Origin of the sequence: Aeromonas encheleia (assembly GCF_900637545.1) — a bacterium.
GTDB lineage: Bacteria > Pseudomonadota > Gammaproteobacteria > Enterobacterales > Aeromonadaceae > Aeromonas > Aeromonas encheleia.
This window is the reverse complement of the sequence record NZ_LR134376.1, coordinates 390188-403454: the sequence shown is the minus strand read 5'-3', so window position 1 is coordinate 403454 and position 13267 is coordinate 390188. Positions and strand designations below refer to the sequence as shown.

Annotated in this window: 13 protein-coding genes; 8 read left to right on the top strand and 5 right to left on the bottom strand. The window is 65.1% G+C overall.

What is annotated here, in order from left to right; all coding sequences use genetic code 11:
* Window positions 1-172 precede the first annotated feature (172 nt).
* Genes hemC through EL255_RS01860 form a run of 4 tightly spaced genes read left to right on the top strand, consistent with a single transcriptional unit; the run spans window position 173 to window position 4109 of the window.
* Window positions 173-1102 carry a hydroxymethylbilane synthase gene (hemC, locus tag EL255_RS01875; RefSeq protein ID WP_148669224.1) on the top strand — a complete coding sequence of 310 codons (930 nt, stop codon included), beginning with the start codon at window positions 173-175 and terminating at the stop codon, window positions 1100-1102.
* A 40-nt stretch (window positions 1103-1142) separates the two neighbouring features.
* The gene (locus EL255_RS01870; RefSeq protein WP_042651928.1) at window positions 1143-1877 is read left to right on the top strand and encodes a uroporphyrinogen-III synthase; all 735 of its coding nucleotides are present in this window, start codon (window positions 1143-1145) and stop codon (window positions 1875-1877) included.
* Window positions 1874-2935 (top strand): uroporphyrinogen-III C-methyltransferase, encoded by a 1062-nt coding sequence (locus tag EL255_RS01865; RefSeq protein ID WP_042651927.1) that lies wholly within the window; start codon window positions 1874-1876, stop codon window positions 2933-2935. The genes EL255_RS01870 and EL255_RS01865 overlap by 4 nt, the downstream gene beginning before the upstream one ends.
* 10 nt (window positions 2936-2945) lie before the next feature.
* Complete coding sequence (locus EL255_RS01860) at window positions 2946-4109, top strand: heme biosynthesis HemY N-terminal domain-containing protein (RefSeq protein WP_042651926.1); 1164 nt, start codon at window positions 2946-2948, stop codon at window positions 4107-4109.
* An 81-nt stretch (window positions 4110-4190) separates the two neighbouring features.
* Here the strand turns inward: EL255_RS01860 and EL255_RS01855 are convergent, their stop codons facing one another.
* Both EL255_RS01855 and glpX read right to left on the bottom strand, forming a co-directional pair.
* Window positions 4191-4442 (bottom strand): YkgJ family cysteine cluster protein, encoded by a 252-nt coding sequence (locus tag EL255_RS01855; protein ID WP_042651925.1) that lies wholly within the window; start codon window positions 4440-4442, stop codon window positions 4191-4193.
* A 162-nt stretch (window positions 4443-4604) separates the two neighbouring features.
* Entirely contained in the window at window positions 4605-5615 is a 1011-nt protein-coding gene (gene glpX / locus EL255_RS01850) for a class II fructose-bisphosphatase (RefSeq protein WP_042651924.1), read from the bottom strand.
* 217 nt (window positions 5616-5832) lie between these two features.
* Here glpX and EL255_RS01845 point away from each other — a divergent pair, with 217 nt between their 5' ends.
* A complete protein-coding gene (locus tag EL255_RS01845) occupies window positions 5833-6891 on the top strand; it encodes a porin (protein WP_042651923.1) in 1059 nt (352 codons plus the stop codon).
* A 77-nt stretch (window positions 6892-6968) separates the two neighbouring features.
* Here the strand turns inward: EL255_RS01845 and EL255_RS01840 are convergent, their stop codons facing one another.
* Both EL255_RS01840 and EL255_RS01835 read right to left on the bottom strand, forming a co-directional pair.
* Entirely contained in the window at window positions 6969-7706 is a 738-nt protein-coding gene (locus EL255_RS01840) for a class I SAM-dependent methyltransferase (protein WP_042651922.1), read from the bottom strand.
* A gap of 484 nt (window positions 7707-8190) precedes the next feature.
* A complete protein-coding gene (locus EL255_RS01835; protein ID WP_042651921.1) occupies window positions 8191-8670 on the bottom strand; it encodes a GNAT family N-acetyltransferase in 480 nt (159 codons plus the stop codon).
* A gap of 282 nt (window positions 8671-8952) precedes the next feature.
* On the opposite strand from EL255_RS01835, the gene EL255_RS01830 reads away from it, so the two are divergent.
* The 3 genes from EL255_RS01830 to EL255_RS01820 all read left to right on the top strand — a co-directional run bounded on the left by EL255_RS01830 (window position 8953) and on the right by EL255_RS01820 (window position 12894).
* Window positions 8953-10995: a TonB-dependent receptor gene (locus EL255_RS01830; RefSeq protein WP_042651920.1), complete on the top strand. Its 2043-nt coding sequence runs from the start codon at window positions 8953-8955 to the stop codon at window positions 10993-10995.
* A gap of 65 nt (window positions 10996-11060) precedes the next feature.
* A complete protein-coding gene (locus EL255_RS01825; protein WP_042652181.1) occupies window positions 11061-11681 on the top strand; it encodes a PepSY-associated TM helix domain-containing protein in 621 nt (206 codons plus the stop codon).
* 178 nt (window positions 11682-11859) lie between these two features.
* The gene (locus EL255_RS01820; RefSeq protein WP_042651919.1) at window positions 11860-12894 is read left to right on the top strand and encodes an acyltransferase; all 1035 of its coding nucleotides are present in this window, start codon (window positions 11860-11862) and stop codon (window positions 12892-12894) included.
* A gap of 19 nt (window positions 12895-12913) precedes the next feature.
* Here the strand turns inward: EL255_RS01820 and EL255_RS01815 are convergent, their stop codons facing one another.
* Window positions 12914-13267 (bottom strand): winged helix-turn-helix transcriptional regulator, encoded by a 354-nt coding sequence (locus tag EL255_RS01815; RefSeq protein ID WP_042651918.1) that lies wholly within the window; start codon window positions 13265-13267, stop codon window positions 12914-12916.

Here is a 13267-nt window from a genome sequence, read left to right as displayed (position 1 = left end):
AAAGCAATAAAAGTTAATAATTTCATATCGTTAACATATCATCCTGACTTAATGAAAATCATTTTCAGCCACCTTTTTTGAACCTGGCCCCGCTTTTGCCGGCTGTGCCATGAAAGCCCCTGCAAAGGGTGGTAAGATCGTTTTCCTTCTAAAGATGAAACAACTGATTGATATGGCAGCCCGAACCCTGAGAATTGCCACTCGCAAGAGCCCACTGGCCCTGTGGCAGGCCAACTTTGTGAAAGATCGGCTGGAAGCCCTCTATCCCGATCTGCAGGTCGAACTGGTGCCCATGAGCACCCAGGGTGACAAGATCCTGGATACCCCCCTCGCCAAGGTCGGCGGCAAGGGGCTGTTCGTCAAGGAGCTGGAGACTGCCATGCTGGAGGGGCGTGCCGACATCGCGGTCCACTCCATGAAAGACGTGCCGGTGGAGTTCCCGGAAGGGCTCGGCCTGCACACCATCTGCGAGCGGGAAGATCCGCGCGATGCCTTCGTCTCCAACCGCTTCAAGCAGCTCGACGCGCTGCCGCAGGGCGCCGTGGTCGGCACCTCCAGCCTGCGCCGTCAGTGCCAGCTGCGGGCTGCCCGCCCGGATCTGGTGATCCGCGACCTGCGCGGCAACGTCAACACCCGCCTCGCCAAGCTGGATGCCGGTGAATATGACGCCATCATACTCGCCGCCGCCGGCCTGATACGGCTGGAGATGGCAGACCGCATCACCGCCTTCATCGAGCCGGAGCAGAGCCTGCCCGCCAACGGTCAGGGTGCGGTCGGCATCGAGTGCCGCCAGGACGATCACGAGCTGCACGCCCTGCTGGCCCCGCTGGAGCATGCCGAGACCCGGATCCGGGTGCTGACCGAGCGCGCCATGAATCGTGCCCTGCAAGGGGGCTGTCAGGTCCCCATCGGTGCCTATGCCCTGGTACAGGGTGATGAAGTCTGGTTGCGCGGCCTGGTGGGCAGCCCGGATGGCCGTCGGGTGATCCGGGACGAGATCCGCGGCCCCCTTGCCGATGGCGAGGCGCTCGGCGACGCCCTGGCCCAGCGCCTGCTGGCCGCCGGTGCCGACGCCATCCTGGCCGAGGTCTACCGCCCATGAGCGCGGGCCGGGTCAGGCCACAACCGTTGGGCGCGGCCTGATGATCCCGCTGGTGGTGCGCCCTGCCAGGCAGGCCGACGAGCTGGTGCAGTTGCTGCGCCGGCACGGCCACAGCCCGCTCTGTTGCCCGTTGCTGGAGACCCGGCCGGGCGACGAGCTGTCCCGCCTGCCCGCCTTACTACCGACGGCGGACATCATCATCGCCGTCAGCGCCCATGCAATTCATTTTGCTCATCATTTTCTGTTGCAAACTGGTCTGACCTGGCCACATATTGAGTACTTTGCGGTCGGTCAGGCCAGCGCCGACGCCTTCGCCGAGGTGGGGGTCAAGGCGCAGAGTCCGCAGGATCCTCGCAGTGAGGGACTGCTGCTGCTGCCGGCCCTGCAAGCGATGACCGGCAAACGGGTGCTGATCCTGCGCGGCAACGGTGGCCGGGATCTCATCGCCCGGGAGCTGGCCTCACGCGGCGCACTGGTGCACTATTGTGCCACCTACGAGCGCCATTACCCCGAGCTCGACGGAAACGAATTGACTCGCCACTGGCAGACGGCCGGGCTCGACAGCCTGCTCATCACCAGTGGTGAACTGCTGCAACGGCTGCTGGAACTGGTGCCAAGCCAGCAGCAGCCCTGGCTTCATGACCGCCTGTTGGTGGTGCCCAGCCCCCGCGTAGCCGAACAGGCCGAGGCGGCTGGTTTTACCCGTATCGTGATTGCCCAAGGTGCATCCAACCAGGCCCTGACGGCCGCCCTGGAACTGAGGAAGATGGAATGACTGATCAGCAAGAAGTCCAGCCGAACGCCGCGGCCCCTGCCGCACCGGCGCTCGAGCCCAAGAACGGCAAGCACCGCTCCGGTGCACTCCTCGGCGGCGTCGCCATCCTGCTGGCCCTCGGGCTGGCCGGCGGCCTCTATCTGCACGGGCACCGGAACGCCGTCGCCCAGCAGGCCGAGCTGAGTGCGCTCAAGCAGCAGCTGGCCGAGGTCATGGGCAAGCTGGATCAGAGCAACAGCAAGGATGCGCAGCAGCTGGCCGTGCTCGGCAAGAGCCAGCAACAGCTGCAGGAGGCGCTGGACGGGCTGCAGCATAGGGTGCTGGATCTCAACGACAAGCGGCCCAACGACTGGATGCTGGCCGAATCCGAATACCTGGTACGCATGGCGGGCCGCAAGCTGTGGCTCGAGCATGACCTCATCTCCGCCATCACCCTGCTCGGCAACGCCGACGAGCGGATCAAGGCGCTCAACGATCCCAGCCTGATGCCGATCCGCAAGGCGCTGGCGGAAGACATCGCCCAGCTCAAGGGCATGCCGCGGGTCGACCGCGAGGGGCTGACCCTGAAACTGGCCGCCCTCTCGGATCAGATCGAGCTGCTGCCCCTCTCCACCGTCAGCATGCCACAAGCCAAGGCCGAGCCGGATCAGGCGGTCAGCACCAGCCCGGACGAATGGCAGAGCAACCTGAAGAAGAACTGGGTCAAGTTCACCGAGAACTTCATCACCATCCGTCGCCGCGATGGCGCCGTGGAGGCGCTGCTCTCCCCGCAGCAGGAAATCTTCCTGCGCGAGAACCTCAAAACCAAGCTGCTGCAAGCCCAGCTGGCGGTCTACCGCGAGCAGCAGGCGCTGTATGAAGACAGCCTGGACAAGGCCCAGCGCTGGCTGACCCAGTACTTCGACGTCGACAACAGCGCCACCCAATACATGCAGTCCGAGCTCGACAAGCTCAAAGGCGAGCAGATCCAGTTCGACTATCCGGATCAGTTCAAGACCCAGGCCATGCTGGAGCAGGTGCTGAACGAGCGCCTGCAACGCATCCTGGCCGGCAACTGAGGAGACGCCCATGATTCGTCTGATCCTAGTGGTGGCCGTGATGGTGGCGGGCCTGATGTTCGGCCCCGAAGCCTCCGGCAACAAGGGCTACGTGCTCATCTCCCTCGGCAACTACACGGTGGAGTCCTCGGTCACCAGTGCCGTGATCCTGGCGGTGCTGTTCTACGGCGCCCTGCTCGTGCTGGAGTGGCTGCTGAGCCGGGTGTTCGGCCTGCGCCGCAAGACGCAAGGCTGGTTTGGTTCCCGTCGCCGCCGCAAGGCCAACCTGCAGACGGTGAATGCGACCCTGGCCATGGCCGAGGGTCACTACAACCAGGCCGAGAAGCTGCTGATCAAGGGGGCCGACAACAGCGACACCCCGCTGCTCAACTACCTGAGTGCCGCCAGGGTGGCCCAGGCCCGGGGCGATGACGTGCGCCGGGATCACTACCTGCAGAAGGCGCAGGAGGAGAACCCCAAGGCCGAGCTGGCACTGACCCTGATCCAGACCCAGCTGCAGATAGAGCAGGGCCAATACGACAGCGCCCTCGGTCGGCTCGAGTCCGTCTACGCCCTCAATCCGCGCCACCCCATGGTGCTGGATCAGCTGCGCCAGGTGTATCTGGCCCGCCAGGACTGGGCGGCCCTGATCGATCTCGCCCCGGCCCTGCGCAAGGTGGGCAAGCTGACCCCCCAGCAGGAAGAAGATCTGCTGCATCAGGCCTGGACCGGTCGGCTCGAGGCCGCCGGCGAGGCGCTCGAGACCCTGCGCCCGGTCTGGCAGGAGCTGCCGCGCAAGCTGCGCCAGGATCCCGTACTGCTGGCCAGCTACGGCGATCGCCTGCGCCAGCTCGGGGCCGACGGCGAGGCGGCCGAACTCTGGCTGGAGGCGCTGCGCAAGCAGCCGGCCCCCGAGCTGTTCGCCCGCCTGCCCAGGCTCAAGCTGGATGACTATCAACCCATACTGACTCTGCTGCAAAAGCTGCAGGATCAGCCGGGCGCCGAAGCGGCGCTGGCCCAGGTCTATCTGCTGGCCGGCCAGCTGGATGAGGCCCAGCGTCTGCTGGAGCAGGAGGTCAAACGCGCCCCCAGTGCCGCCGTCTGCCACGCCCTCGGCCAGCTGATGGACAAGCGCCGCCTCACCAACAAGGCCAACGAATACTATCGTCAGGCGCTGGCACTGGCCGGGATCTGATCCCCTGCCCCCAGCACCAACGAAAAGAGGCCGCACAGTGCGGCCTCTTTCTTTGCTGACAAACCAGTACCAAACCAGCACTCAGGACGTCAGCCGCTCCAGCTCACCGATGAGCCAGACGGCCTCTTCCCGGTGCGAGCCGCACACGTCCTGCATGGGCCTGAAACCGCTGCACACCGCCGGGCGCTCGGGCTGGCCGAAGATCTTGCAGCCCAGCCTTGCATCGAGCTGGATACAGGCGACCCCGGCCGGTTTGCCCGCCGGCATGCCGGGGATGGCACTGCTGATGCTGGGGGCGATGCAGCAGGCGCCACAACCTTGACGACATTCCATGTGATGCTTTCCTGTGCATGGCGAAGCAGTCTATCAAAGGGCCGGGATTCCCCTTAGCCTTATCCCTTCGCCCCCCTGAAATAGTGGCCGGCCCGCCGAGCGGGCAACAAAAAGCCCGACGGCAGAAGCGGTCGGGCTTTTTGGTGACAGGAGGTTAGCGCATCAGAGGATGATGTCGCGCACCACGCTGTCCTTGCGATCCAGGAAGTGGATCGACTTGATGCGGCGGATGGTGCGTGACTTGCCGCGGATCAGCAGGGTCTCGGTGGTCGCCATGACGCCATTGCTGGTGATGCCTTCCAGCAGATCACCCTTGGTGATGCCGGTCGCCGAGAAGATGACGTTGTCATTCTTGGCGAGATCTTCCAGCTTGAGTACCTTGTTCACGTCGATGCCGAGCGCCTCGCAGCGGGCAATCTCCTGCTCGCCCAGGGCACGCACCTCGGGGCTGTCGCCCTTGACCTTGTGACGGGGCACCAGGCGCGCCTGCATGTCACCATCCAGCGCGCGGATCACCGCCGCCGAGATGACCCCTTCCGGGGCGCCGCCGATGCCATACAGCATGTCGACTTCGCTGTCCGGCAGACAGGTGAGGATGGACGCGGCCACGTCGCCGTCGGGGATGGCGAACACCCGCACACCCAGTCCCTGCATCTCCTTGATCGCCTTGTCGTGGCGTGGCTTGGCCAGGGTGATCACGGTCAGACGGGAGAGCGGCTTGCCGAGCGCCCTGGCCACGGCCTTGAGGTTCAGCTCGAGGGCCTGATCCAGGTCGATGGCGCCCTTGGCACCCGGACCCACGATCAGCTTCTCCATGTACATGTCGGGCGCCTTGAGGAAGGAACCCTTGTCGCCGACGGCCAGCACGGCCAGGGCATTGGACTGCCCCATGGCAGTCATGCGGGTACCCTCGATCGGATCGACCGCGATGTCCACGGCATCCCCCAGACCAGTCCCGACCTTCTCGCCGATGTAGAGCATGGGGGCTTCGTCGATCTCGCCCTCGCCGATCACAATCTCACCATCGATCTGGATCTGATTGAGGATATGGCGCATGGCCGCAACGGCCGCACCATCGGCGATATTCTTGTCACCACGTCCGAGCCACTTGTAGCCAGCCAGTGCAGCCGCTTCCGTCACTCGGGAAAACTCGATTGCCAGTTCACGTCTCATCGCATATCCAACCTTAGGAGCTCGAAAACGGGCGGCATTCTACCACAAGGGCAAACCTTTGCGCGCAAAAGTGGCGGATCGCCACATAAATCCCGGCGTTCACCGGACTGACACCAAACCGCCATCGGTTGTTCATGTTACGGTCACCCCGCTGTCATTTCCCCTGTCTAGCATGGCCCCGTCTTTGAAAACAGAAGCTTACAAACAAGGGATGATGATGAAAAAGCTGACAGTAGTAGCATTGGCACTCACCGCGGCCTTCCAGGCTCAAGCCGTCGAAGTCTATAAGAATGACTCCACCCTGCTCGATCTCTATGGCCGCATCTACGCCGGCCAGTTCTTCGGCGAGAAGAAAGAGCTGGATGCCAATGGCGACATCAAGAACGAATACAGCGACAAGCAGGGCGCCAACCAGTTCGTCCGCCTCGGTGCCAAGGTCGAGAGCGAGATCAACCCGGGTCTCAAGGCGCTGGCCCAGTATGAGCTGCAGATCTACATCAATGACAGCGAGAAGACCGTCAGCGAGAACTCCGACAACCTGCGCACCCGCCTGGCCTTCGCCGGGGTGGGCGCCGACTGGGGCAACGTCACCTTCGGCCGCCAGAAGGGCGCCCCCGGCATGCTGGCCGACTGGACCGACGTCTCCCTCTCCGACGGCTACGGCAACGACGCCCTCGGTGCCAAGACCGACACCTTCGCCACCAACCGTGCCGGCTCTGTGCTGAAATACTCGGGCCTGTTCAACGGCTTCCAGGTAGATACCAGCTACAAGTTCGATGGCGGTGACACCGAGGAGACCAGCAGCAAGGACAGCGACGCCGCCTACGGTGCCGCCGTTGCCTACACCTTCCCGTTCAACCTGGCGCTGGGTACCGCCTACAACGTCGGTATCCGTGACAAGAGCGGCGAAGAGGATGCCAAGCTGTGGCTGCTCTCCGCCAAGTACGACAACAAGGCCGTCTACGCCGCCCTGAGCTACGCCGACGGCAGCGACTTCCTGGCGACCGACAAGGATCACACCGGTTGGGAAGCGGCGCTCGGCTACAACTTCGAGAACGGCATCGGCCTGATGGCGCTGTGGAACAAGCAGAAGGTGGAAGAGGCAGGTCGGGACGACTACGACTCCATCGACTACTACACCCTGGGCGCCCAGTACAAGTTCAACAAGAACCTGCGGGTCATCGGCGAGTACCGGATCAACAACCTGGACAGCGATGACAGCGGCAAGCTGAACACCAAGGATGACTTCCAGCTGGCAGCCCGTTACGACTTCTAAGCGATACCTCAATAAAAACGGCGCGCAGACTCCTGCGCGCCGTTTTATTTGGCCCATGACTGCCGGGCGCGATTGCCTCAGCCGAGCGGCTTTTGCACCGACACCAGCAGCAGCATGGGGCGCTCGGCCTCCTCCGCCAGGGCCGGGTTGGCGGCGATCTGGGCGGCGCTCGGTCCCCACTCCTCCACCTGAGCAATCTGGAAGCCCGCGCCGATCAGGGCGTTGAGATAGCTGCCCAGGGTGCGGTGGTACTTGATCACCCCGTCCGCCAGCCAGTTGCTGACCCGCTTGCCCTCGGCCTGGTAGCCGTTGACGGGCCAGGAGCGACGCCCCTCGCCATCCACCAGCCAGCCCTGCGGCTGCGGGCAGGTGAAGATGGGATGCTCCACCGAGAACACCAGCCGGCCCCCCGCCACCAGCGCGCGATGGATCTCGGCAAATAGCGGCGCCACCTCGGGCAGGTAGTGCAGCGCCAGGGAGCTGTAGATCAGATCGAAGGGTTCGCCAGACAGCTCGAGTCCGTTCAGATCCCCCTGCCGGTAACAGATGGCCTCATCCCGGGTCAGCTCGGCGGCGCGGGCCAGCATCCTGGCGGAGAGATCGATCCCGAGCACCCCGGCGGCCCCCTGCTCCCGGGCCACCCGGCAGAACCAGCCATAGCCGCAGCCCAGATCCAGCACCCGCTTGCCCGCCAGCGGCGGCAACATGGCCTGCAGCGCCGGCCACTCCGGCGCTCCCGCCAGCCCCTGCCGGGAGCGTGGCAACTGGGCGTAACCCTCGAAAAACCCTTGGTCGTCATAGATATTTTGTGACATTTCACACTTCCTCATTCGAATCGTATCAGCCTGCTAGCGGAGCGGATGTCCATGAGCATATTCTCGCCTCCGCCAACACAGGCCAAAAAAAAAGCAGAGCACCCGGGTGGGCCTCTGCTCTGTTGCGAGCCCGCGCCATGGGGCGGGGCCAACAAAAAAGGCCATAGACATTGTCTATGGCCTGCTGTTTCACTCGTGCCAGTCAGGCTCGGGTCCTGACTCAATCAGGATCCGATAGGACTGGCACGATGAATGGGTGGGAGGCTCAGGCCTCCCCAGGCTCCGGACAATGCCTCATCGTGCGCATCTGTTCGGAGTTCACTCGGGTCACACGTTGATCCGAGGCATAAAGCGTCATCTTGATCACCCGGCCAGGTCGGCCCATTGAAAAAGGATAGAAAAATCAGGCGTTACTCTAAGACTTGCCCGCCCCGATGACAAGCACGGCGGCCGAGACCGGCCAGCGCCCGCCAGCGCCGACACCCTAGAGCGTCTTCTGCCAGAACAGGGCCCGCCCCACTTGCGGGCTGAGCTCGTAACCGGCGAAACCGCTGGCCCGGTAGGCGGCCTGCGCCACCTGATTGCCCTCCAGCACCTCCAGGGTCAGCTTGCAGCAGCCGAGCTCGCGGGCGAGCCGCTCCACCTCGGCCAGCAGTCGCTTGCCGAGGCCGTGCCCACGATGGTCCGGGTGCACCGCCAGATCGTGCAGATTGAGCAGCGGCCGGCAGGCGAAGGTCGAGAAGCCCTCGAAACAGGTCGCCACCCCGGCCGGCTGACCATCCACCCAGGCCAGCAGCACATGGGCATTGTCTCTGGCGGCCAGCGCCTGGGCCAGCCCGGCCTGTACCTCGGCGGAGAGCGCGCAGCCACCGCCCATCTCGTCCTTGGCGTATTCGTTGAGCAGCCAGACCAGGGCCTGGCCATGCTGCCGGTTGCCGAGGTCTGCCCTGATGATCTCTTCCATGTCTCGATTCCCTGTTCCCGCTGGATGCTGCGCCCAAGGCGCCATATCCCGATGGTAAACCAGCCCTTTGCCGACACCAAGAGTCGCCCTCTCCACGGGATAGACCCGAGCGGGTGCCGTCTGGCTGCGCCGGCGGCGATAGATAGGGATTGTTTATATCTTTCCCTTGCCATGGAAATGAAAATCAATATCATTGGCGCCCTCTCGGCATGAGAGAACAAAATAATTACAAATAAATCAATAAGTTCAGGTCGTCAGGCCGATTAGAAGAGTCACACGCAGATGCTTAACCCCACTCCCCCGCGCGCCCTGCTGGGCGTCGCTTTGCTGGCCCTCAGTGCCGGCACCCGCGCCGAAGATGAGACCATGACGGTCGTCGGCAAACGCAGCCAACACGCGGAAGTCGCCACCGCGACCCGCACCGCCACCCCCGCCAAGCTGGTGCCCCAGACCATAGACAGCGTGTCCGCCAGCGAGCTGACCGCCTACGGTCAACCCAGCCTGAGCGAGGCCCTGACCGGCATTCCCGGCGTCAACGCCAGCGGCGACACCCGTTTCGACAGCGTCAACATCCGTGGCTTCAACGCCAGCAACGACTTCTATCTCGACGGTCTGCGCGACGACATGCAGTACACCCGGGATCTCGGCAACATAGAGCGGGTCGAGGTGCTCAAGGGCCCGGCCGCCGTGCTCTACGGCCGTGGCAGCACGGGCGGCATCATCAACAGGATCAGCAAGACACCGCAGAGGGGGCAGGCCTCCAGCGTCACCGCCCGGGTCGGCAGCTTCGACAGCCAGCGGCTGGCGGCCGATCTCAACGCCGAGGCCGGTGAGCGGGTGCAACTGCGCCTCAACCTGGCCCAGGAGGACGCCGACAGCTTTCGCGACGGCGTGACCAGCCAGCGCACCCTGCTGGCCCCGGCCATCAACTGGGAGATCAACGACAGCCTGAACTGGCTGCTGCAGTACGAGCGCAACGGCAGCGATCGCACCCCGGATCGCGGCATTCCCGGGGTCAATGGCCGTCCGGCCGAGGTGCCCATCGAGAGCGTCTACAGCGACACCAGCCGGGACTTCATCGACGATCTGGCCCAGTCCACCCGCTCCCGCCTGACCTGGGATCTCAACGAACAGTGGCAACTGCGCCAGCAGCTCGGCTACACCAGCCTCGACAGCCGATTCGACAACACCTATGTCACCGGCGTGAAGGGGGATCAGGTGACCCGCGCCCGCTGGCAGCAGGACCTCAAGGCCAGCAGCCTGACCAGCAACACCGAGGCCGAGGGCCAGCTGCAGACCGGCCCCGTCGAGCATCGCCTGCTGCTCGGGCTGGAGCAGAACTGGCAGGAGCGCACCCCCAAGCTGTATCAGAACGCCAGCCCTATCCCGCCGGGCAACCTGTACGATCCGGGTTCCCTGCCCAGCTACCATGGCCCCATGAAGCTCGCCAGCGACGCCAGCCACAAGGTGCGTGGCTACGGCCTCTATCTGCAGGATCAGCTCAGCCTGGGTGACTGGCACCTGCTCGGCGGTCTGCGCCGGGACGCGTTCACCGTCACCAGCCGCCGCAACGACCTCGACAAGGAGGAGACCCTCTCGGTCACCAGCCTGAGCCCGCGCCTCGGCCTGGTGTGGAACCCCATCGAGGAGCACGCCTTCTACACCTCCTACAGCAAGACCTTCACCCCGGTGGGCGGGGAGCTGATCGGCATCACCCCGGGGGACAAGAACAACCAGCTGGATCCCCAGCACTCCCGGCTGTACGAGGGGGGCGTGAAGAGCGACTGGCTGGGCGGCCGGCTGGCCACCACCCTCTCTATCTACCGGCTGGAGATGTACAACAAGCGCAGCAAGGATCCGCTGGATCCCACCAAAGTGATCCTCACCGGCCTGCAGCGCACCGAGGGCATAGAGCTGAGTGCACGCGCCCAGCTGACCGACGAGCTCTACCTGCACGGCGGCGTCGCCCTCCAGGACGCCGAACAGGTCAAGGCGGACGCGGATCTGCAGGGCAAGCGGCCGAGCAACGTCTCCCGCCAGAATGGCCAGCTGTTCGCCGGTTACCAGAGCGGCCAGCAGGGCTGGTTTGGCGAGACCGGGGTGACGGCGGTGGGGGATCGCTTCGCCGACAACGCCAACACCACTGTGCTGCCCGGCTACGCCCGCTTCGATGCCAGGGCCGGCTACCGCTGGCAACAGTGGGATGCCCAGCTCAGCGTGGAGAACCTGACCGACCACCAGTACTACCTCAGCGCCACCAGCGCGGCCCAGATCATGCCAGGCAGTCCCCGTGAGCTGCATCTGACCGCCGCCTACCGTTTCTGATCCCTCCATCATCACAGATGACCCTGGCCAGCCCGCGCTGGCCAGATTTTTATGACGCGCAAAACATGAAACAGAGAAGACTCCCCCTGCATAACAACAAGTGGGTGCGCCGCATCCACGCCTGGGCCGGCTTTGCCACCCTGGCCCTGATGCTGCTCTACGGCCTCACCGGCCTCTGGCTGCAACACAGGGCCGTGCTGCCCCTGCCCGGGCCCCATACCGACAAAACCAGCGAAGATCTCGTGCTGACGGCGCCGCTGGCGAACCCCGATGCGCTGACGGCGCTGCTGCGCCTTCGCTATCCAGACGCCGTCGAGGAGGCCAGGGTCGCCCTCACCCCGGCCCGAACCCTGCCCACCCCCACAGGCCCCCTCACCCTGCCGGCACGCTGGGAGCTGCGGCAGGTGAGCCTGAGCCAGAGCCTGGCCGCCGGCTACGTGGAAGGCACCCTGCTGGTGCGCATCGAGCGGCAGCAGGCCAACACCGCCGCCAGCCTCAACCGGCTGCATCGCGGCATGGGCACGGGTCTGCCCTGGCAACTGCTGGGGGATCTCGCCGCCCTGGCGCTGCTGTTGCTCGCCCTCACCAGCCTGCTGATGTGGAACAAGCTGCACGGCCCGCCCGGGCGCGGCATGGCGCTGCTGGTGAGCGGGGCCCTCGTCACCCTGCTGATCGCCCTGCTCTGAACCCCTTGCCTGCCTTAGCCCAGGCGGGATCCGGGACGGCGCCGGGGTAACGCCCCCGTGGTCTAGGTAACAAAGGGTAACCGGCCAGCGACGGGGTCACAGTTGTCACCCCCTTGGCTGGCGGGGGTCAACCGTGGCTGTTAGGGTGCGGCCAGAATCCCAGACGCCAAGAGGTATCATGCGCATCTCCAGCATCGAGTGCGGGCGGGTCCTGGCCATAGTGGCCGTGATGACCATTCACATCTCCCCCTTCAGCAATCCGTTCGATCCCAGCCTGTGGGGCGATCCCTTCTCTCTCTGGCTGGGGGGCAGCATCAATCAGCTGTGCCGCTTCGCGGTGCCGCTGTTCTTCCTCTGCTCCGGCTATTTCCTGCAACCCAGGCTGGCCGCGGGCGATCCCATGGCGGTGGCGCTGCGCTACTGCCGCCCCCTGCTGGGACTCTGGCTGGGGTGGAGCCTCATCTACCTGCTGGTGCCCTTCAACCCGATCGCCGCCGTGCAGCAGGGCTATCTGGCCAGCATGGCGGGCCAGTGGCAGATGCAGATTGGGGATCCGCTCAATGCCTGGTGGGTCGGCGGCATGATCCACCTCTGGTTCCTGCCCGCCCTGATGCTGGCGGTGCTGATCCTGGCGCTCTGTCAGCGCGTCGGCTTGCCCCAGCTGGCGCTGGTGGCGGGCGTGCTGCTCTATCTGCTGGCGCTGCTCGGCGGCTCCTACGGCAAGCCGCTGCTGGGCGGCGAGTGGCCGCTGCTGACCCGCAACGGGCCCTTCTTCTCGCTGCTGTTCGTGGCGCTCGGCGCCTACCTGAGGGCCAGTCGCTGGCGACCGACGGCCCGCCTGAGTGGCTGGCTGCTGGGGGCGGGTCTCGCACTCTACGGGCTGGAAGTCTGGGGGCTGTGGCTGGCCGGGGTGGCGCTCAACCGCCATGACTTCCTGCTGGGATCCGTGCCCTGGGCCCTCGGCCTGTTCGGGCTGCTGCTGGCGCGCCCCGACTGGGGCAAGGGCAGCTGGCTGGAGCGCCAGGCCCCTAAGGTGCTCGGGCTCTATTGCCTGCACATGATGCTGGTGGTCTGGCTGATGGTGTTTGGCCCGCAAGGCAAGCTGGTGTGGTGGGAGCTGATGAAGGTGCCGGCGCTGATCGCCCTCTCCCTGCTCGCCTATCGGCTGCTGGCGGCGACCCCGGCCAGCCGCTGGCTACTGCGGGCCCGCTGACCACAGGCTCATCGGCGAGTCAGGGCGTCATCATAGGCGCCTCGACCCGCTTCGCGTCCCCCGTCAACTGCTCGGCATGGCTCAGGGCGAAGTCGTGCATCTGTTGCAACAAGGGGATGAGGGCGGTGCCGAGCGGGCTCAGGGCGTATTCCACCCTGGGGGGCACCTCGGGATGCAGGGTGCGAGCGATGACGCCATCGGCCTCCAGCGCCTTGAGCTGGGCGGTGAGCACCTTCTGGCTGACCGCCGGCAGGCAACGGCGAAGATCGCCAAAACGCAGGGTCTGCTCACGCAGATGAAACAGGATGGCCGGCTTCCATTTACCGGTCAGCAGTCGCAGTACCTCGTAAGCGGGGCAAGGGGGTGGGTGCAC